At 58.6% G+C, this 18,784-nt stretch carries 18 protein-coding genes and 2 pseudogenes; 2 read left to right on the top strand and 18 right to left on the bottom strand.

Annotation, left to right across the window (positions count from 1 at the left end; translation table 11 throughout):
• The 4 genes from IPI80_RS07505 to IPI80_RS07490 all read right to left on the bottom strand — a co-directional run.
• On the bottom strand, nt 1–463 hold a 463-nt coding region (locus IPI80_RS07505; RefSeq protein WP_413858679.1), incomplete at its 3' end, for a hypothetical protein.
• Nucleotides 464–480: 17 nt separating this feature from the next.
• On the bottom strand, nt 481–822 hold the full coding sequence (locus IPI80_RS07500) for an AAA family ATPase (RefSeq protein WP_413858677.1): 342 nt from the start codon (nt 820–822) through the stop codon (nt 481–483).
• The gene (locus tag IPI80_RS07495; RefSeq protein WP_413858675.1) at nt 779–1,630 is read right to left on the bottom strand and encodes an AAA family ATPase; all 852 of its coding nucleotides are present in this window, start codon (nt 1,628–1,630) and stop codon (nt 779–781) included. The genes IPI80_RS07500 and IPI80_RS07495 overlap by 44 nt, the downstream gene beginning before the upstream one ends.
• A 39-nt stretch (nt 1,631–1,669) precedes the next feature.
• Nucleotides 1,670–3,478, bottom strand: coding sequence for a glutamine--tRNA ligase/YqeY domain fusion protein (locus IPI80_RS07490; RefSeq protein ID WP_413858673.1), 1,809 nt, complete (start codon nt 3,476–3,478; stop codon nt 1,670–1,672).
• 39 nt (nt 3,479–3,517) lie between these two features.
• Between IPI80_RS07490 and IPI80_RS07485 the strand changes: the two genes are divergently transcribed.
• On the top strand, nt 3,518–4,678 hold the full coding sequence (locus IPI80_RS07485) for a DUF2157 domain-containing protein (protein WP_413858671.1): 1,161 nt from the start codon (nt 3,518–3,520) through the stop codon (nt 4,676–4,678).
• Nucleotides 4,679–4,769: 91 nt separating this feature from the next.
• Here the strand turns inward: IPI80_RS07485 and IPI80_RS07480 are convergent, their stop codons facing one another.
• From IPI80_RS07480 to IPI80_RS07455, 6 genes are all read right to left on the bottom strand, one after another.
• Nucleotides 4,770–5,909 carry a branched-chain amino acid ABC transporter substrate-binding protein gene (locus IPI80_RS07480; RefSeq protein ID WP_413858669.1) on the bottom strand — a complete coding sequence of 380 codons (1,140 nt, stop codon included), beginning with the start codon at nt 5,907–5,909 and terminating at the stop codon, nt 4,770–4,772.
• Nucleotides 5,910–6,077: 168 nt separating this feature from the next.
• Complete coding sequence (locus tag IPI80_RS07475) at nt 6,078–6,884, bottom strand: LytR/AlgR family response regulator transcription factor (RefSeq protein WP_413858667.1); 807 nt, start codon at nt 6,882–6,884, stop codon at nt 6,078–6,080.
• Nucleotides 6,885–6,887: 3 nt separating this feature from the next.
• On the bottom strand, nt 6,888–7,925 hold the full coding sequence (locus tag IPI80_RS07470; protein ID WP_413858665.1) for a sensor histidine kinase: 1,038 nt from the start codon (nt 7,923–7,925) through the stop codon (nt 6,888–6,890).
• Entirely contained in the window at nt 7,922–8,233 is a 312-nt protein-coding gene (locus tag IPI80_RS07465; protein ID WP_413858663.1) for a 2TM domain-containing protein, read from the bottom strand. The genes IPI80_RS07470 and IPI80_RS07465 overlap by 4 nt, the downstream gene beginning before the upstream one ends.
• 33 nt (nt 8,234–8,266) lie before the next feature.
• Nucleotides 8,267–8,779: a DUF6622 family protein gene (locus IPI80_RS07460; protein WP_413858661.1), complete on the bottom strand. Its 513-nt coding sequence runs from the start codon at nt 8,777–8,779 to the stop codon at nt 8,267–8,269.
• A gap of 159 nt (nt 8,780–8,938) precedes the next feature.
• Nucleotides 8,939–10,375, bottom strand: coding sequence for a DUF4139 domain-containing protein (locus tag IPI80_RS07455; protein WP_413858659.1), 1,437 nt, complete (start codon nt 10,373–10,375; stop codon nt 8,939–8,941).
• 177 nt (nt 10,376–10,552) lie between these two features.
• On the opposite strand from IPI80_RS07455, the gene IPI80_RS07450 reads away from it, so the two are divergent.
• Complete coding sequence (locus IPI80_RS07450) at nt 10,553–11,386, top strand: undecaprenyl-diphosphate phosphatase (RefSeq protein ID WP_413858657.1); 834 nt, start codon at nt 10,553–10,555, stop codon at nt 11,384–11,386.
• On the opposite strand, the gene IPI80_RS07445 is transcribed toward IPI80_RS07450, so the two are convergent.
• The 8 genes and pseudogenes from IPI80_RS07445 to IPI80_RS07410 all read right to left on the bottom strand — a co-directional run bounded on the left by IPI80_RS07445 (nt 11,383) and on the right by IPI80_RS07410 (nt 18,611).
• Complete coding sequence (locus IPI80_RS07445; protein WP_413858655.1) at nt 11,383–12,189, bottom strand: alpha/beta hydrolase; 807 nt, start codon at nt 12,187–12,189, stop codon at nt 11,383–11,385. The genes IPI80_RS07450 and IPI80_RS07445 overlap by 4 nt on opposite strands.
• A 59-nt stretch (nt 12,190–12,248) precedes the next feature.
• Nucleotides 12,249–12,350, bottom strand: a pseudogene (locus IPI80_RS07440) (peptidase); the annotation flags it as partial.
• 42 nt (nt 12,351–12,392) lie between these two features.
• Nucleotides 12,393–13,523 (bottom strand): ABC transporter substrate-binding protein, encoded by a 1,131-nt coding sequence (locus IPI80_RS07435; RefSeq protein ID WP_413858653.1) that lies wholly within the window; start codon nt 13,521–13,523, stop codon nt 12,393–12,395.
• A 108-nt stretch (nt 13,524–13,631) separates the two neighbouring features.
• Nucleotides 13,632–16,300 (bottom strand): annotated as a pseudogene (mutS, locus tag IPI80_RS07430) (DNA mismatch repair protein MutS).
• Between the two features lie 172 nt (nt 16,301–16,472).
• Complete coding sequence (locus IPI80_RS07425) at nt 16,473–17,021, bottom strand: RNA polymerase sigma factor (RefSeq protein WP_413858651.1); 549 nt, start codon at nt 17,019–17,021, stop codon at nt 16,473–16,475.
• A 39-nt stretch (nt 17,022–17,060) separates the two neighbouring features.
• Nucleotides 17,061–17,681 carry a cytochrome c biogenesis CcdA family protein gene (locus IPI80_RS07420; protein WP_413858649.1) on the bottom strand — a complete coding sequence of 207 codons (621 nt, stop codon included), beginning with the start codon at nt 17,679–17,681 and terminating at the stop codon, nt 17,061–17,063.
• A 108-nt stretch (nt 17,682–17,789) separates the two neighbouring features.
• The gene (locus IPI80_RS07415; protein WP_413858647.1) at nt 17,790–18,176 is read right to left on the bottom strand and encodes a thioredoxin family protein; all 387 of its coding nucleotides are present in this window, start codon (nt 18,174–18,176) and stop codon (nt 17,790–17,792) included.
• Nucleotides 18,177–18,194: 18 nt separating this feature from the next.
• Nucleotides 18,195–18,611: a cytochrome c peroxidase gene (locus IPI80_RS07410; protein WP_413858645.1), complete on the bottom strand. Its 417-nt coding sequence runs from the start codon at nt 18,609–18,611 to the stop codon at nt 18,195–18,197.
• Between the last annotated feature and the right edge of the window lie 173 nt (nt 18,612–18,784).

Raw genomic sequence — 18,784 nt, 5'->3', positions numbered from 1 at the left:
CGTTAAAGATAGGATTTTGTCCATCAAGGTGAAACGCTGCTTCCGCAGAGAACCAATCTATTAGGCTGACAATCGCTGCCGTCCAACTTGTCGGCGTTGGTATTCTTGCGCCGGCAAAATCCGTAACACTTGGGGACTGAATGCAGACGTTTTCGATTGAATACCCATGCGTAAAGACGACTTTCGGATAGTTCTTCCGCTCAGAATTGAACAACCAAAGGTCAGAGTCTGCAAGAAATCCAATAGTCTCGTGAGGGAAAGACTCTTTTTCTTCCCAAATACGCAGCACAGATGTTTTGTCACCAGCGTGGACGAAATTCACAGAGCCACAATGCAGCGAAAGCTTTGATTCGATATCGCGCAATATTTCAATGTCATCACCACCTTCAACGACAATTGTTTTGAATCTCGTTCGTTTGAGTGATTCAATTAACTCTTCGGTTGTATATCGTAAGGTCGCCATACAAAACTTATGAAAAGTTAAGTAAGGTACTTGTCGAACGAAATCTCGTAATCGGCAAACTTTGTGTATATGGCAGGAGAGTGCGTGACAAAGAAATATTGATGACTCTCGCCAAGCGACGTTAACGATGAAATTAGCTTCCTTTGCCAGTCAAGGTGCAGACTCAACTCGGGCTCGTCAACCATGAATACATAGTTGTCATAAAAAGCCGCATAACAAAGAAAACTAAGTAGTTGTTTTTCACCTGCAGACAATGATGCCGCTTCGATGCTTTCTTTGCCATCGCCTAGCTTAAGTTCGTTGATCTTAATTAATCTATTTGGGAAGTACTGGGAGAGTTCTGAGTTCAATTTGCGCATCGGTTCGACAATGCGGTCGCGCGTCATCTTCGACATTTGTTACATTTTTGAGAATGCCTCTCAAGTATTCGGCACCGGTATCATCGGCTTCGCCCGAGATTTTCCACTGTCTAATGTCTTTCGATATTGCCTCTGCTAATACCTCGTACTCCTCTTTCTGCATCGAATCCATTTTTGCTTTGGTTTCTGAGACAAGTCGTTCAACATCAGTGGTCGACATTGAACAAACAAATTTGTTGTCGAATTCTGTAAGGGCATTCGAAGTCGCCCGTAGGGCTCTGGTGAGTTCATCGTCATTGTCGACATCACCTGCAAGTCCCGTTCTCTTGGTTCGAACGGTTCTTTCGTTCTTGTTGTCAAGCAAAAAACCCCCTTCAACGCGGCGGAAAGTTGGGAAGAACAGAGATTCATGATTGAGAGCAATTAAAAACCTATATCTCCACAAATACTCTTTGATTTGATCCCATGTTCCGATGAGAGGTTCTTTGGCCGCCTTTAGAAGGTCCTCATTTTCGAATTTCAATTTAACGTGGATTTTGAGAGAAATTGAGAACTCGGGATCATTGGATGCAGGATCGCTGCAAGTGACTGTCAAGGTCAACTGATCAGTCTCAATTTCCATTCTCCTAAAGGTGATTTCGCGTAGTGCGTTTCCAATATTTCCACTATAGAGGTACCAACAAGCCTTTAAGAAAGTGGTCTTCCCTGATCCGTTTGAGCCGGTGATGATATTCAGCGAGTCATTGAAAAAAATTTCAGCGGTTATCCGTTGATTGAGTTGCTCTACGAGCATTCGCCTAATTTTCATATTTGCTCCGACTAATTCATTTTTGACACAGAGGCTAATTTACTTCCCCCACGAATCCTTCAACCCCACCGCCAAGTTAAACACCGGCTTGCTACCCGTGACGTGATCCACCCGATCCGCCACAAAGTACCCGTGCCGCTCAAACTGAAACTTCTGGTCGGGCAGCGCATTGGCCAATGACGGCTCAACAATCGCAGTCACCACCTTCAAGCTGTTCGGGTTCAAGCTCTCAATAAAGTCTTTGCCACCCGCATCCGGCTGGGCGTCGCTAAACAGGCGGTCGTACATGCGCACTTCGGCGGGTTGGCCATCGGCCACGCCCACCCAGGTGATGGCGGCTTTGACCTTCACCGTCTCGCTGCCGGGGGTGCCGCTCTTGGTGTCGGGCACTACGGTGGCCAGCACGTCGGTGATGACGCCGTCAATGTCTTTGATGCAGCCGGTGCACTCGATCACATAGCCGCCCTTTAGGCGCACTTTGTTGCCGGGGAACAGGCGCTTGTAGCCCTTGGGTGGCACTTCTTCAAAATCTTCGCGGTCGATCCACACCTCTTTGCCGATGGTGAAGTGGCGTGGGGGCGGTGGCTCGGTGCCTTCGGCCACGTGGGGCAGGGCGGGTTGGGTGCAGGGCTCCAGGTGGCCGGCGCCCATCACGTCGTCCCAGTTAGTCATGATCAGCTTCACCGGGTTCAGCACGGCCATGCCACGGTGGGCTTTGGCTTCCAGGTCTTCGCGCAGGCAACCTTCCAGGGTGCTGTAGTCGATCCAGCTGTCAGACTTGGTGACGCCAATGCGTTCGGCAAATAGCTGAATGCTCTCGGGCGTGTAGCCCCGGCGGCGCAGGCCGACGATGGTGGGCATGCGGGGGTCGTCCCAGCCGTTGACCTTGTGGTCGTACACCAGTTGCGCCAGCTTGCGTTTGCTGGTGATGACATAGGTGAGGTTCAGCCGCGCAAATTCGGTCTGGCGCGGGGGCGGGGCGCTGAGCAGGCCGCCTTCTATCAGGCGCTGCAGCAGCCAGTCGTACCAGGGGCGCTGGTCTTCAAACTCCAGCGTGCAAAAGCTGTGGGTGATTTGCTCTAGCGCGTCCTCAATGGGGTGCGCATAGGCGTACATGGGGTAGATGCACCAGGTGTCACCCGTGTTGTGGTGCGTGGCGCGGCGTATGCGGTAGATGGCCGGGTCGCGCAGGTTGATGTTGGGGCTGGCCATGTCGAGCTTGGCGCGCAGCACCATGCTGCCGTCCTCAAACTTGCCATCGCGCATGTCGGTAAAGCGGGCCAGGTTCTCTGCGGGGGTGCGGCCTCTAAACGGGCTGTCGATACCGGGCTTGCCAAAGTCGCCCCGGTTGATGCGCATTTGCTCTGCTGTTTGCTCGTCTACATAGGCGTAGCCGGTTTCGATCAAATGCACGGCAGCGCGGTACATAAAGTCGAAGTAGTCGCTGGCCTGGTAGGGCTTGTCGTTGCCGGGTTGGCTCCAGTCAAAGCCCAGCCACTTCACCGCGTCGATGATGCTGTTCACGTACTCGGTGTCTTCTTTTTCGGGGTTGGTGTCGTCAAAGCGCAGGTGGCACACGCCGCCGTAGTCGCGCGCCAGGCCAAAGTTGATGCAGATGCTTTTGGCGTGGCCGATGTGCAGGTAGCCGTTGGGCTCGGGCGGAAAGCGGGTGCGGATTTTGGCGGGGTCTGGTGCGCCTGCAGCGTGGTGCGCGGCATCGCCGGGGCTACCAGCCCAGCGGCGGGTGGCGTAGGTGCCTTCGGCCAGGTCTTTTTCGATGATCTGGCGCAGGAAATTGCTGGTCTTGGGAGTTTCGGGGGCGTTATTGGCGGGGATGGGGTTGCTCATACAGGTGATTTTAGGGTGTAGCTTGGGTAATATGGGTGTATGACACAAGCCGATTTTCAACACACCACTCCGCAGCCCGCCACCGGCGTGGCGGCCCGCAGCATTGCGCTGCATGAACAGGATGTGCAGGATGCCGCCCAAGTTGGCATCATCACCACGGCGCAGGCCCAAGCGCTGTGGGCGCGTTGGGGTGCCCGGTGCGCCCTTCTGTCAGATGCCGTTGTGGCCACACCGGCCAGCGTTGTGGGTGCGGCCATTGCACAGGGGCCACGTTTTGGTTTTGTGAACGTGCTGTATTACTTTGGCGGCTTGGTGGCCATTGGGGCCATGTCGCTATTCATGACGCTGGGCTTTCAGGCCATGGGTGCGGGTGGGCTGCTGGCCATTGCGCTGGCTTATGGCTATGCCTGCCTGAAGGTGGCGGACCATTTCAAGGCCAAGGCGTTGCCGGTGCCTGCGGGTTTGCTGGCCACGCTGGCGGTGGTGCTAGTGCCATTGGCGTTGTGGTGCGTGCAGCATCTGCTGGGCCTGTGGCCCGAGGGCGGCAGCAAATCATTTGCCCAGTACCACACGCACATTGACTGGCGTTGGCAGACGCTGGAGTTCGGCACGTTGGCTGCGGCGGCGGTGATGCTGTGGCGCTACAAGTTGCCGTTTATGGTGATGCCGGTGGCGATCACGCTGTGGTACTTGAGCATGGATGTGGCCAATGGCCTGATGCAAAACGAGGGTTGGGACTACAAGTTTGTGCGCGATGTGTCGCTGGTGTTCGGCTTGGGAACCTGCGCCATGGCCATGTGGGTGGATATGCGCACGCGCCTGTCGCAATCGACTGAATGGCGGCAGGACTTTGCCTTTTGGCTCTATATTTTTGGCGCCATTATGTTTTGGGGTGGGTTGAGTCTGCGTGATTCCAGTAACGAGTTGGGCAAGTTGATGTATGCAGTACTCAATGTGGGCCTGGTGCTGCTGGGTGCGGCCATTGGGCGGCGTGTGTTCACGATATTTGGTGCGCTGGGGGTGGCGGGGTACTTGGGTTATTTGTCGCACCGGGTGTTTCAGGACAGCCTGTTGTTTCCGTTTGCGCTCACGGTCTTGGGCCTGGGTGTGGTGTGGCTGGGCGTGAAGTGGCAGCACAACGAGGCGGCTATCAACGCCCGCTTGAGCCGCTGGGTGCCAGAAGGGCTGCGGCCACGCTAATTTCGTTGGGCATAAAAAAAACGCGCCGGGTTGGCGCGTTTTTTGTTTCTGCGGGGCAACCCGTTTTTGGGTTGCCTGCAAAGTGGGGTGATTAGCGAATAACAGCCAGCTCAACCAGCTTGCCGCCACGGATGGTCTTCAGGGTCAAAGCGCCGTTCAGGATGTCGCCCTTGTTGTCAAAGGTGATGTCGCCGGTCACGCCATGGTAGTCCTTGGTAGCAGCCAGCGTAGGCAGGTACTTGGCTGGGTCAGAAGAACCGGCCTTTTCCATGGCAGCCACCATCAGCTTCACGCCGTCATAGACGTAGGGTGCATACACTTGCACTTCGGTACCAAACTTGGCTTTGAACTTGGCGCGGAAAGCTTCCATGCCCGCTTTTTGCTTGCCTTCAACACCGCCGGCTTCTGCGCAATACACTTGGTTGTCGGTCACTGCGTCGCCAGCCAGCTTCACCAGTTCGGTGGAGCAGATGCCGTCGCCACCCATAAACTTGGCGTTGATGCCCAGGGACTTCATCTGGCGCAGCATGGGGCCGGCAACGGCGTCCATACCGCCGAAGAACACGACGTCAGCCTTCTTGCCCTTGATGGTGGTCAAGATGGAGTTGAAGTCGGTCGACTTGTCGGTGGTGAATTCGTTGGCCACCACGGTGCCGCCAGCGGCTTCCACGGCTTTCTTGAACTCTTGTGCCACGCCTTGGCCGTAAGCGGTACGGTCGTCGATCACAGCAAAAGCCTTACCCTTGAGTTCTTTCACAGCGTAGCGGCCCAGTGTGCCACCCAGTTGTGTGTCGTCAGCCACCAGACGGAAGGCGGTCTTGAAGCCTTGGCGTGTGTACTTGGGGTTGGTAGCGGAGGGGGACACTTGGGGGATGCCAGCGTCGCTGTAAATCTTGGAAGCAGGAATGGTGGTGCCGGAATTCAGGTGACCGATCACGCCAGAAACCTTGGCATCAGCCAGCTTTTGTGCAACTGCGGTGCCTTGCTTTGGATCGGCTGCATCGTCTTCTGTCATCAGCTTAATGGTGACCTTCTTGCCAGCGATCACGACGCCTTGTGCGTTCAGTTCTTCGACGGCCATCTTGGCGCCGTTTTCATTGTCCTTGCCCAGGTGGGCAATAGCACCGCTGGTAGGACCAACGTGGGCGATGGTGACAACCTCTTGCGCGAAGGCAAGGCCAGAAGACAGAGCAACGGCAGCGGCCGCGACGATAGTAAGCTTCAAACGCATAAATTCTCCAGTAAAAAGAAGATGTGGACACAAAGTGCCACTGCATACACGATAGCGCATCTGCCCGCAACGAGGCATAGGGATGCTACCAATTTGCGCAAATTATTCAAATGGCTAATGTCTCATTACATAACGTAATACAGGGAGTTTGGCGCCATCTGCGCGTTGTCACATGGCTTTGAACAGGTGGGTGTAAAGCCGGCTCACCACAAACTTCTCTTTCAGCCCGCGCAACGCCACAAAGGCCTTACCGGCTTCGTCGCGGGAGACCGCATCGATGGCCAGCGCGCGCACGATGGTGCCACGGTGGATCTGCCAGAACACCGCGGTGTCCAGTTGGTCCTGCAGCTCCTTGAGCGGGGTGCGGATCAGGTATTCGCGCTCGGCGGTGAGTACGCGCACGTATTTGTCGGCTGCCTCAAAACACAACACCTCGTCAACCGGCACCATGCGGATGGTGCTGCCCACGCTGGCCTGAATCACTTGCAAAGGCGGTTTGGGCGCTGTTGCCGGCCCGGCCAGCAGACCGCGCAACTGACCCAGGGTTGCTTCAAAATTAATAGCGTGTTGTGTAGGTTTGGCGAGGGCTAGCGCCAGTTTTTCTACTGTCTTTTGGAGCCGCTGGGGTTGCACGGGCTTGAGCAGGTAGTCCACCGCCTGGGCTTCAAAGGCCTGCACGGCGTATTCGTCGTAGGCGGTTACAAACACCAGGGCAGGAAAGGGGCGTTCCTGCGTACCTTCCGTGGGCCAGCGCTCGGCCAGTTCAACGGCGGCGTCCAGCCCGGTTTGGCCGGGCATGCGAATGTCAAAAAACAGCACATCGGGTTGCAGTGCCAAGGCTTGCCGCACCGCTGAGGCGCCGTCGCCCACCGTGGCTAGCACAGTCAGTGTGGGCCAGGCGCGGGCCAGTTCGGCTTGCAGGGCTTGCGCCAGCAGGGGTTCGTCTTCGGCAATCAGGGCGGTGGCGGCTTGCATCGATCAGGCAGTGTTTGTGTTGGTGGGCAGGTGCAGCAGTACGGTGGTGCCTTGGCCAGGGGTGGAATTGCGCTCCACCGAGCCTTTTTCGCCATAGGCAGCGGTCAGGCGTTCGCGCACCTGGACCAAGCCAAAACCGTCGGTCAATGCAGTCTGCGCGTCAAAGCCCACGCCGGTGTCGCTCACCAACAAGGTCAGTGTGCTGCCGTCGCGCTGCGCCCGCACGGTGATGCTGCCGCCTTCGAGCTTGGGCTCCAGACCGTGCTTGATGCTGTTTTCCACCAGGGGTTGCAACAGCAGGGCGGGTACATTGAGATTGGCCAGATCGGCGGGCAGGTCCAGCGTGTAGCGCATGCGGGGGCCCATGCGCACGGACATCAGCTCCAGGTAATCGCGCAGCCGGTCAAACTCGCGTTCCAGCGGATGGTTGCTGGCGCGCGAGGCTGCCAACGTGGCGCGCAGGTAAGCCACCATGCGGTCCAGCATGTCTTGTGCGCGCTGGGGGTCCACTCCAATCAACACCCGCAGGTTGGCCAGGGTGTTGAACAGCATGTGGGGCTCCAGCTGGGTTTCCAGCAGCTTGAGGCGGGCATCGGTGGCAAGGCGGGTGGCTTCGCCGATTTGCTTTTCCAGCAGGGTATTTTTGCCCTGGGTGAAGAAGTAGTAGGTGACGACTACCCCCACAATGGCCGAAATCAGGCCCGACAAAATCAATTGTTGGCGCGATGCATTGGCAAAACTGGACCAGCCAAAATACCAGTCAGCCAGACTGGTGCCCACCAAATATCCCAACGCAATGCCGGCTACAGGCAACAGCTTTCCTGCCAGTCCCGTGGGCCAGCCAGAAATTTGGGCGGATGGAAACAGTTGTGAGCCAAAGTCTATAAACGACCAGGTGCAAATGCCAATACACAGCGAATACACCAGCGGCGGCTCAAACGGGTGGTCGGGGCGAAAGGCGTATTGGATGCTGGCAATGGCCAGGCAAAACGCAATGGTCTGCAGCCCGCGCCGCAGTTTATCGATCCAGTCGATTTTCATGATCCGTTGCGCCGGTCTTGCTCGCGCTGCAAGCGTTCGCGTTCAGTTTGCACCATGCGTTCACGCACATTGCCACCGGCGCCCAGCAGCCAGACCGAGATGCCGTGCAGCGCCAGACCCAGGCCCCAACCCAGCAGCGGCATGATGGACCAGGGGCGATGGCCAAAGCCGTATTGCGATATGGAAAATATAAACAGGTTGACCACCACATAAACCATTGCATGCACGTACCAGCCCAGCTTGGCCCCGGCGCGCTTGCGCGCCAGTCGGTCGATCTCGTCGGGGCTCATGGTCTGGTTTTGGGGCATAGTGCCAGCGATTTTAGGGGCGCGCTGTATGCTTCAGGCGGTTTGCAAGGCGTTGGCCTGTTGCAGTGCCAAGCGCCAAAGGCGGGCGGCACGCGCCAGGAAGATGCCGCTGAAGGCGCCGTACAGGGTGCTCACGGTCAGGGCAAAAGTGCCGTCATGGGCCAGGCTGGCTTGGATGCCAATGCTCACACCCACCGCATATTTGGTGATAAAGATACCCATGAACAGGGCCAGCGGCACGACGCTGCCGGGCAGGTGAAAGCGCCGGTTGGTGGCGTCATAGTGGATGCGCGCGCTGGATTGCAGTTGTAGTGCGGCAGCAAAGGCCAGGGCCGTGCCAGCCAGCCAGACCAGTAGGGCCACGGGCAGGTTGCCAAACGCACTGGCCACGCCCAACAGCGACAGACCCGCCATGGGCAGGGGCAGTAGGGTGGCCCGGTTCAGGCTGACCTGGCGCGGTTGCATTTGTTGAAGCCCTAGCCACAGCAGGGCGGCAAACAAAACAAAAACCCATTTGGGGGTGCTCGACAGAATGTGCAACAACATGGTGAATCTCGTGGAGTGGTTGGTAATGGCGCTAATGTGCCGCCACAAACCCCCGCAGAAAACCGCCAAGCGACGATTTGGAACTACCGTAGTGCGAAACGCCAGGACGGCGGCGCGAAATGCAGCCGTGCCGACCCGCTGAGATTGCGCTTGGCGTTTTTAGTAGCGCACCAGGCTACGGTAAGTCAGGGTGGTGTTGCCTTCGGCGGGTACTTGCACCTTCCACACAGCGGTGTTGCTGGCGCCCTTGGTGTAGGGGAGGCTGCTGGAGAGCACCTGCCAGTCGCCGGGCATCGGTTCTTGCACGGTGACAGTCACGGCCTCTTTCTTGGCGTTTTTCAGTACCAACTCAAATGCGCTTTCGAACTGGTTACTGAACTTGCCGTCGCCACCGACTTTCTTGAAGTCAGTCTGCTTCTTGTCGGCCGTCACGTCAAACGCGTCGCCCAGCTTCAGACGCACTTTTTCGTTCTTGGGGGTGTGGTCGACCCGGTCTTCACCAATGAACTGGGCGTTACCCGCCTTGTCTCTTTTGTAGACGCGGATGATGCCCTTGGGCAAAGGCATACCCAGATGGTCGCTTTCCTTGTTGTCAAATTCAACAAAAACGGCCACCTTCATTTTTTTACCCAGGTCGCCATAGCTGCTTTGGTAGTAGTACTCGTTGCCACGCAGAAGCAGTTCTTTGCGGGCTGGCACGCCGCTGGCCGCCAAAAGTGACACCTGCTTGGTCTGGTTCTCGGCAATGGTGGTGGGGCGGCCCAGGGTGTAGAGATGGTATTCGAACAAGGATTCCTCTTCCATCGCTTTGGGTGCCCTGGCCATGGTGGGCGAAGGCGCCGCCATCAAGACACGGTTTTCCATGCGCGGCGCGACCTGGTTAACGTCACCCGCCACCAATTGCAATTTGGCGTTGCGGTACGTGGCGCCACTGGTGTTGGTCAGTGTGACCCAGCCGGAGATGTCGAGCTTGTCTTCGGTGGCGTTGAGCTCCACCACGTAGTCTGCCTTCCAGGCCAGGCCGCTGGTAAGGTAGCTCAGTTCCACATCTTGTTGCGCAGCACCGGTGTTGTCCAGCGCCATGACCAGCGTTGGGCGGTCACGCAGGTTGGGCGGCACATCGCCATAGACAATGCGCCCGGGAATGCCGGTCTCAATGCGCGAACCGATTTGCAGCACCACGCCGTTATTCGCTGACAACACCTGAGCCTGCTCGGTGGTCTCGGCGCCCGTGGCGGGGTTGGTGCGGATGATCTGGACATTGCGGCCCACGTATTTTTCCAGCAACTTTTGCGGGGTGAGCAGATCAAAGTCGAAGTTTTGCTCCAGTACCGTCAGGCTGCCGGGCGCCGTGGTGCTGCGCAGCAGGGCAGTCTCGGGGCGCATCCGCGCACTGACATCACGAAACGCCAGGCTGGATGTGCCGGGTTTGATCTGCAGGCGGCGCTGGTCTTTCACCAGGGCCAGGTTCTCGTTGTAAATGGTGACGGCGACTCCCTGCTGGTCACTGAGGTTGCTGCGCTGCTCGGTGGATTGCGCGTGGGCGCTGCTGGCGATGGCCAACAGAATAAACGGGGTAATGAGAGATCGGTTCATGGGGGTCGGTCCTGACGTGGGGTAACGGAGTGAGCCTGCAATGTATGCCATGCCCAGGCGCCGTGCAACGGCCCGCTACAAACAAGTTGCAACGACTTGTAGATCGCTATGAATAAGTGAGCTACTTACGTAGATAATACGAGAGCTACCGCCATTTTTTACTTGAAGGAGTTGGTTTTGGACCTAGTTTTGCTGATGAAGGCCGTTGTGATGGGCATCGTCGAGGGGTTGACCGAGTTTTTGCCCATCTCCAGCACTGGGCATTTGATTCTGGCCGGTGCCTTGCTGGGCTTTGACGACGACAAGGCCAAGGTGTTTGATATTGCCATCCAGACCGGCGCCATCTTTGCGGTGGTGCTGGTGTACTGGCAAAAAATCCGCACCACCGTGGCAGACCTGCCCACACAGCGCCAGGCGCAGTTGTTTGCGCTGAACGTGCTGATCGCCTTCATTCCCGCCGTGGTGCTGGGCCTGTTGTTTGGCAAGACCATCAAGGAGCATTTGTTTACGCCAGTGGTGGTGGCCACCACGTTTATCGTCGGTGGATTCATCATCCTGTGGGCCGAGAAGCGCCAGGTAGCCGGCGGCAATGCGGTGCGTGTGCTGGACGCCGATGACATGAACTGGAAAGACGCCCTCAAGGTGGGCCTGGTGCAATGCCTGGCCATGATTCCCGGCACCAGCCGCAGTGGGGCCACCATCATCGGTGGCATGCTGTTGGGGCTGTCGCGCAAGGCGGCCACCGATTTTTCGTTCTACCTGGCCATCCCCACGCTGATTGGTGCCGGTGTCTATAGCCTGTACAAAGAGCGCGCGTTGCTTGGCGTGGCCGATATACCGCTGTTTGCGGTGGGATTGGTGGTGTCGTTTCTGGCAGCCTGGGTGTGCGTGCGCTGGCTGTTGCGTTTTATTGCCACGCACAGCTTTGTGGGTTTTGCGTACTACCGCATTGCCTTTGGCGTGGTGGTGCTGGCCACTGCCTGGAGTGGCGCCGTCACCTGGGCTGCTTAACCTTCCATGTTGCGCAAGGCCGCCTCAATGGCCGCGGCGGTAGCAATCGGTTTTTCCATGGGGAACAGGTGGCTGCCGTCGAGCATCAAAATGCGCCCCTTGGTGACTTTTTGGGTGGCATCCATGCCCACTTGCTTCATTTCGTGCGATGCCAACGCGCCAATGTACGCAACCGGGCATTTGACCGGGTGGCGTGCCAGCAAGCGCTCCAGGTTGTCGGGCACGGTGTTGTAGAACTGCGTTTCTACGTCCCGGTCAAAACTCAGCACGCGCTTGCCATCGGCTTCCAACGTGCCGTGGGTGACGTAGTCCATCAGCACCGCATCGTCCCATTTGGCAAAGGCTTTTTTGTGGCGAAAGTGGGCGTAGGCCGCGTCGATGCTGGGCCAGGTATTGCGCCGCTTGCTGCTGAGCGCACCGGGCGAGAACGAGCCAAACATGCCGGTCGTTTTCATGGCCCCCAACGCCTTGGAGCGCCAGCCGCCCACGATGGGCGAATCGATCAGCACCACGCCGCGCACCAACTCGGGCTTGCGGATGGCGGCCATCAGGCTCAAATACCCACCCAGCGAATGGCCCACCAACCACGCAGGCTCACCCGTCTGGGTGACGGCGTCTTGCGCAAAGTCGATCAATTCGGGCACCACGTTGGGCCAGTTGTTGCTGATGGCGTAGCGCGGGTCATGGCCATATTTTTCCACCGCCTTGACCGTGAAGCCGCGTGTTTGCAGGCTTTTGAACAATACGCGGTAGGTGCTGGCGGGAAAGCTGTTGGCGTGGGAGAAAACGATGGTGGCGGGCATAAACGGATGAGTGCGGGTTATAGCAATTTTTCTTGCGGGGTGGATATCTTCTTGGGCGACAGGCCCACCGACAGGTTGGACTTGCGTGTGGCATCCATAGACACCAGCGCGCATTTGGTGGCCTCGTCCAGCGGCGTGTCGGGGGTGATGACACGGTCCAGCCCGGCGTTGCGTTTGATAGCAACGCAGTAGGTCATTGTCAGTCAGTGCATAAACTTGCCGCCGCGACCGATGATGGTCAGGTCGGTGAAGTTGGACGCTTGGTGGCTTTTGGAACTGTAATTGATTGTGAAACCACCTAGGTTGACTTCATTCATGGACTCCAGCCCGGCGATGAGGCTATCGCGGGTCAGGTTCTTCCCTGCGCGCCGTAGCCCCTCCACCAAGACGCGTGCGGTCAGGTAGCCCTCCAGGCTGGTAAAGTCGAAATCCTTATGGCCGGCCTCGGTCATGCGTAGCTGGTAATCGCGAACCATAGGTGTGTTTTGGGCATAAGGAAACGGGACCACTTGTGAAATTACCACTCCCTGGCCGGTGTCGCCCAGTTCGTCGGCCAATGCCCTGGAGCCCACGAAGCTGACGTTGAAGAACTGGCCACCGTAGCCCTTGGCGCGTGCCTGTTTGATGAATGCCGCGCAGGACTTGTAGGCGCCAATCTGCACAATGGCCTCGGGCGCGGCCTTGACCAGCGTCTCCAGTGACTGTGTCACATCCACTGAGTTTCTTTCCACTGTGGCCGTAGCTACCGGTTTGAGCTGGCGCCTGGTCAAAGCCTGCGTTACGCCTTCAAGCCCTGCTTTGCCATAGGCATCGTTTTGGTAGAACACCGCGATCTTCTTGATGCCAAGGGTTGTAAGGTGCTGCACGATGCGTTCGGTTTCGTCAAAGTAGCTGGCCCGCACATGAAATACGTAGCGGTTGAAGGGCTCGCGCAGGGCCTGGGCCCCTGTGAACATGCCCACCAATGGAACGCGCTGCTCTGAAACGATGGGCACCGCGGCAAGACCGGTGGGGGTTCCCACTGAGCCGGCCAGCGCGAACACTTTGTCCTCCAGGATAAGCGTCTTGACGGCTGCAACCGTTTTTTCGGGTTCGTAGCCGTCGTCTCTGGTCAACAGCTTGATCGTGCGGCCATTGACGCCCCCTTGCGCATTGATTGCGGTGAAATACGCCTGCATGCCCAATTGCATGCGTTGCCCCAATTGGGCCGCAGGCCCACTGATGGCCGCAAACTGGCCGATCAGGATTTCTTTGTCGGTAACGCCGTTTTCGGCGGACGCAACGGTCGAAATCAGCATCAGCGTGAGAGACGCCAGCTTATTTGCAATGTTCATGAAGATCCCTGGTTTATTTTTTTCGCTATCAGCTTGTGAGGCTAACCGATTTTGGAGGTTGCCAGTTGTGGGTTTCTACAGTAACAGCCGCTCGCACTGACCACCGTGCTATCCGTGGTTAAGCAGCGATTTCAACTGGTACAGCGCTTCCAAGGCCTCCCTTGGGCTGAGCGCATCGGGGTTGATGCCAGCAAGCTTGGATTCCAGTGCGCTGGTCGATGCGGTTTCGGCAGCCGGTGGCGCGGCAAACAAGTCCACCTGCGCGTGCGCCTGGGTGGCTTGGGTCTCCAGCGCTTCCAGCGTATGGCGGGCCTGGTTGAGCACAGCGGCGGGCATGCCGGCCAGTCGCGCCACTTGCACGCCGTAGCTCTTGCTCGCGGGGCCGCTCTGGATTTCGTGCAAAAACACAATGTCGCGGCCCGACTCGGTGGCGCTTACATGCACATTGAGTGCTGCGTGGTGCGTGGCGGGAAACTCGGTCAGCTCAAAGTAGTGCGTGGCAAACAGGGTGAAGGCCTGGGTTTTGTCGTGCAACTGGGTGGCAATGGCGCTGGCCAGGGCCAGCCCGTCAAAGGTGCTGGTGCCGCGGCCAATTTCGTCCATCAGCACCAGGCTGTGGGGCGTGGCGCTGTGCAAAATTTGCGCCGCCTCGGTCATCTCCAGCATGAAGGTGGACTGGGCGTTGGCCAGGTCGTCGGCTGCGCCAATGCGGGTGTGGATGGCGTCAATCGGCCCCAGGCGGCAGGCGGTGGCGGGCACATGGCTGCCAATGCTGGCCAGCAGCACAATCAGCGCCACCTGGCGCATATAGGTCGATTTACCGCCCATGTTGGGGCCGGTGATGATTTGCATGCGCGCCTTGGGGCCCATGCGGGTGTCGTTGGCGATGAAATTTCCGCTGGACAACTCCGCCAAGCGTGCCTGCACCACCGGGTGGCGGCCTTGGGTGATGTCAATACACGGTTCCACCACAAACTGCGGCGCACACCAGCCCAGGGTCAAGCTGCGCTCGGTCAGCGCGCACAGGGCGTCCAGCGCGGCCAGCGCGCGGGCTGTGCGGGTGAGTGCGGGCACAAAGGCCTGCAACTGGTCCAGCACTTGCTCAAACAGCAACTTCTCGCGGGCCAGGGCGCGGTCTTGTGCGGACAGGGCTTTGTCTTCAAAGGCTTTGAGTTCGGGGGTGATGAAGCGCTCGGCGTTTTTCAGCGTCTGGCGGCGGCGGTAGTCGTCGGGTACTTTGTCCAACTGGCCTTGGCTGACTTCGATGTAAAAGCCGTGTACACGGTTGAACTGCACGCGCAAATTGGCAATGCCGGTACGGGCTTTTTCGCGCCCCTCCAGGTCCACCAAAAAGCTGTCGCAGTTGGTTTGGATGGCGCGCAGTTCGTCTAGCTCGGCATCAAAGCCGGTGGCAATCACACCGCCATCGCGCACCACGGCGGCAGGCTCTGGCGCAATGGATTGCAGCAGCAATGTGGAGCATTCTGGTGGCGAAAGTAGGTCGGCTGCCAGCTGTGCCAGCAAGCCCCTGGAAGGTGGTTGGGCTGGGGATTTTGCGCAGGTAAAGGAGGAGCCCGCAAAGCGGGCGGGGGACACGGAGCAAAACTTCCAGCCCAATCGCCTTCCAGCCCTCGCAGAATATGCGCAAGCAGCTCCGTTTTTTGTAGCGTTTGCACCAGCGCCACCAGTTCGCGTGGCCGCACTTGGCGCAGTGCCGTGCGGGCGGTGATGCGTTCCACATCGGCGCTGCCCTTGAGTTGCTTGCGCAAACCATCCCACAAACCGCCCTTGAGGGTGGCAATGGCGTCCAGCCGGGCTTGGGCCTGCGCACGGTCACGCCGGGGGCTGAGTAGCCAGCTCTTGAGCAGGCGGCTCCCCATGCCGGTCATGCAGGTGTCGAGCAGCGAAAACAGGGTGGGTGCGTCTTCACCGCGCAAGGTCTGCACCAGCTCCAGGTTGCGCCGGGTGGTGGTTGGCAAATCGATCAACTCATCATCGCGCTGCACCTGGACCGCGCTGATGTGGGTCAGGTTGCGGCCCTGGGTGTGCTCTGCATAGCCCAAGAGGGCGGCGCTGGCGGCGTGGGCCAGGGGCAGGTCTTGCGCGTTCCAGCTAGATAGGCTCGCGGCTTGCAGCGCGTCCAGCAGTTTGCGCTGGCCCAGGGCGCTGTCAAACTGCCACTCGGGCCGTGCTGTGGTGTACAGGGCGTTGTTGCTGGTCGCGCTGGAGCGCAGGCGCTTGAGGCGGTCTTCAAAGGCAGTGGTGGCGCCGGCGCTGTAGGCCAGCTCGCTGGGGGACACGCGGGCCACCCAGTCCGGTACTTCGTCGGGGGTGCATTCGGCCAGATACACCACACCTTGCGTCACGCTGAGCCACGCTAGGCCGCAGCGGTTGCGCGGGCCCTGGTGCACGGCCATCAACATGGATTCGGATTTTTCGCTCAGCAACTCGGCATCGACCAATGTGCCGGGGGTGACGATGCGCACCACCTTGCGCTCCACCGGGCCTTTGCCGGTGACCTCGCCCACCTGCTCGCAAATGGCCACCGATTCGCCATGGCGGATCAGCTTGGCCAGGTAGCCTTCCATGGCATGAAACGGCACACCGGCCATGGCAATGGGTTGGCCGGCCGACTGGCCACGGGTGGTCAGGGTGATGTCCAGCAGGCGCGACGCCTTCTCGGCGTCCGCGTAGAACATCTCGTAAAAGTCGCCCATGCGGTAGAACAGCAGCGTGTCCGGGTACTCGGCTTTGAGGCCAAGGTACTGCTGCATCATGGGGGTGTGGCCGGCAAACGCAGCCAGGGCGGGTGAGTGTGAAGGTGAAGGTGAAAGTGAAGACATCTCTTGGGGCATCAATGGCTTACGCAATCAGCATGGAAGACTGGGGTGAAGCCGCCATTGTCGGGTAAATGCGGGCTGGCACATTTTCCGCGGCGGTCCAAACTGACTATGGCTGCTTGGCAGTTTGCACCAGTGGCCCCAACATGTATTCGCGCACAAGCTCGCGGGCTCTGTGCAGCCGGCTTTTGATGGCACCGCTCTGTTCGTCAAGGCGTTCGGCAATTTCCGAAATGGTGAGGTCTTCGAAGTCGCGCAGAAGCACTACTTCGAGGTAGTGGGCCGGCAGTGATTCAAGCGCTGCTGCCAGGTCGATGCGCAAGTCATTGTCAGACTTGCAGAGCAATTGGTGCTCGGCCAAGTCTTCGTCCAGCGAGTCGGTCTTGAACATCATTCGTTCCAGCTTGCGGCACTCGCGCTTGATGACGGTAAAGAGCCAGCCCGAAAAGGCGGCGGCGGCTTTGAGCCCGCTGACCTTGCGGGCAATGATCAACAGCGATTCCTGCACGGCATCGTCCACATCGCTGCTTTGGCAGTGTTTGTGGGCGTAGCGGCGGGCATCGGCTTGGCACACGGCCAGCAGGCGGCCAATGGCGACCGGGTCGCCCGTCTGGGCGGCCAGGATCAAGTTGTTGCGATCGGCTATGCTGTCTACCATGGTTTGGTGCTGTTGCGAGTTGAGTAGCATCTTCACCCATTAAAACCGGGTTGTCAGTTGGGTGAGCCAATCGGGGGAATGGTCCACTAGCCAGGCTTCGATGGGCTTGTCGGCACCCGTCAAGATGAGCACCGACAGCGCGATCATGATGGCACCCAGAATCATCTTGCCCGTCTTGCCGGCCTGCATGAGTTTGCCTCGCATCTTGAGCATTGCGCCGCGCGAGGCGTAGGCCAGCGCGACAACGGGTAGTGCAGCCCCCAGGCCAAAAATCCCCATCAGCATGGCGACTTGCAGAAGTTGCGTTCCCTGGCTGGCCAAAACAATAGCCGCGCCCAAAGTTGGGCCGACACAAGGACTCCACACCACGCCCAACACCAAACCTATTGCGAACTGGCCCCACAGGCCGTCCAGGCGCATGTGTGCAATCAGGTTGTTGCCAGCATCGCCAATGCCCGAGGTAGCCGCAGCAAAACGCTGTTGCAAACCGCCAGACATCAGGATCAAACCCAGCAATCCCAAAATTGCAGCTCCGATGCCGCGAAAAATGGAGGTGTCCAGCCCCAGCGCGGAGCCGGCCCAGGCAAGCGCGGTGCCAATGATGGCGTAAGACAGGGGCCAGCCCGCCTGCGAGTGCCAGCGGCGCCCTTGGGTGCACATGGGTAGCCGAGCCCAGCAAAATGGGAATGACGGGCAAGACACAGGGCGATAGCGTTGACAGCAGCCCGGCCAGGAAACCAAAACCGTAAGAGCCGAGGCCGAACTCCATCAGTTCACCGTCTTTTTGATCAGCGCCTCAAGGCCTGCGGCGGTGGTGTCGCCAACCGAGCGACCCACTTCCTTTTCGCCCTTGAATGCCACCAGCGTGCTTTGCATGGCGACCCTGAACTTGTTGAGCGTGGGCTTGGCGTTGTCGAAGTCGATGGTCAGCAGCGTCACATCCTTGTAGGCGGGCTGCTGCATCAAGCCGTCAATGATGGGTTTTTGCGCCTTGCAAGTGGGGCACCATGGCGCGCTGATGTCCAGCACCACCGGTTGGCCCGCCTTTGTGAGTTGGTCGAATTCCTGCTGGCTGAAGGGTTTGATGTCTCCGGCCATGGCCAGGGTTGCCAGGGAGGAAAACGCGATGGTGAGAATGGTCGCTACGAATTTCATGGGAAGTCTCCGAGTGGGTTAATGGGCTGGTTTGAAGGTCTTTTGCAGCGTCTGCACATAGGCGGTGAGACCTGCCAGTTCCCTGGAATCCCAAGGCAGCGGTTTAGCCGCCATGGGCATGACCATGCAGGCCTGGATCATTTCATCCAGGTAAATGCTCTTGCGGCCCAATTGGTCTTTGGCCATGGTGACGGCGTGGGGATAGGGTTTGGCAAACGAGGCCGAGAATGCGCCGTAGTTGGCATGGCAGGATGCGCAGGACATGCCGTTGGTCGAGAGCTTGGTGTCGTTGAAGAGCTTTTCGCCCAGCTGGGCATCTCCGGCGATGGGCTTGTAGCCTGCGGGCCTGATCGTTTCGTTTGCCGCCAATGCACCAGTGGCAAAGCCAAGCGAGGCGATCAAGACGGATAACAGTGCGGAAGCGTGGTAGGTCATGGCGGTCCTTTGGGTTCGTTTTTCGGGGTGGTTACCGACTAAGAGGGGGCTTGGCACCCAAATGGTTCGCGGGTTCAGAAAAATATTTTTTATTGGACGCGAACCGATCCGTCTGGTTGGCGCCTCTTAGTGGGTGAGGAAGCCAATCGCGGCCTCGACCTATCCACCACTAA

Origin of the sequence: Candidatus Aalborgicola defluviihabitans, from assembly GCF_016705985.1 — a bacterium.
In the GTDB taxonomy this organism is placed as follows: Bacteria; Pseudomonadota; Gammaproteobacteria; order Burkholderiales; family Burkholderiaceae_C; genus Allorhodoferax; species Allorhodoferax defluviihabitans.
Note: the sequence above shows the minus strand (reverse complement) of the source record. Positions and strands in the feature narration are given on the sequence as shown.

Bases quoted from the DNA above. Each gene is read 5' to 3' on its own strand.
- IPI80_RS07455 (WP_413858659.1), bottom strand. From the start codon at position 10,375: ATGAACCGATCTCTCATTACCCCGTTTATTCTGTTGGCCATCGCCAGC.
- IPI80_RS07410 (WP_413858645.1), bottom strand. From the start codon at position 18,611: ATGACCTACCACGCTTCCGCACTGTTATCCGTCTTGATCGCCTCGCTT.
- IPI80_RS07485 (WP_413858671.1), top strand. From the start codon at position 3,518: ATGACACAAGCCGATTTTCAACACACCACTCCGCAGCCCGCCACCGGC.
- IPI80_RS07425 (WP_413858651.1), bottom strand. From the start codon at position 17,021: ATGGTAGACAGCATAGCCGATCGCAACAACTTGATCCTGGCCGCCCAG.
- IPI80_RS07470 (WP_413858665.1), bottom strand. From the start codon at position 7,925: ATGAAAATCGACTGGATCGATAAACTGCGGCGCGGGCTGCAGACCATT.
- IPI80_RS07420 (WP_413858649.1), bottom strand. From the start codon at position 17,681: ATGTGCACCCAAGGGCGCCGCTGGCACTCGCAGGCGGGCTGGCCCCTG.
- IPI80_RS07480 (WP_413858669.1), bottom strand. From the start codon at position 5,909: ATGCGTTTGAAGCTTACTATCGTCGCGGCCGCTGCCGTTGCTCTGTCT.
- IPI80_RS07460 (WP_413858661.1), bottom strand. From the start codon at position 8,779: ATGTTGTTGCACATTCTGTCGAGCACCCCCAAATGGGTTTTTGTTTTG.
- IPI80_RS07465 (WP_413858663.1), bottom strand. From the start codon at position 8,233: ATGCCCCAAAACCAGACCATGAGCCCCGACGAGATCGACCGACTGGCG.
- IPI80_RS07495 (WP_413858675.1), bottom strand. From the start codon at position 1,630: ATGAAAATTAGGCGAATGCTCGTAGAGCAACTCAATCAACGGATAACC.
- IPI80_RS07500 (WP_413858677.1), bottom strand. From the start codon at position 822: ATGCGCAAATTGAACTCAGAACTCTCCCAGTACTTCCCAAATAGATTA.
- IPI80_RS07475 (WP_413858667.1), bottom strand. From the start codon at position 6,884: ATGCAAGCCGCCACCGCCCTGATTGCCGAAGACGAACCCCTGCTGGCG.
- IPI80_RS07445 (WP_413858655.1), bottom strand. From the start codon at position 12,189: ATGCCCGCCACCATCGTTTTCTCCCACGCCAACAGCTTTCCCGCCAGC.
- IPI80_RS07490 (WP_413858673.1), bottom strand. From the start codon at position 3,478: ATGAGCAACCCCATCCCCGCCAATAACGCCCCCGAAACTCCCAAGACC.
- IPI80_RS07435 (WP_413858653.1), bottom strand. From the start codon at position 13,523: ATGAACATTGCAAATAAGCTGGCGTCTCTCACGCTGATGCTGATTTCG.
- IPI80_RS07415 (WP_413858647.1), bottom strand. From the start codon at position 18,176: ATGAAATTCGTAGCGACCATTCTCACCATCGCGTTTTCCTCCCTGGCA.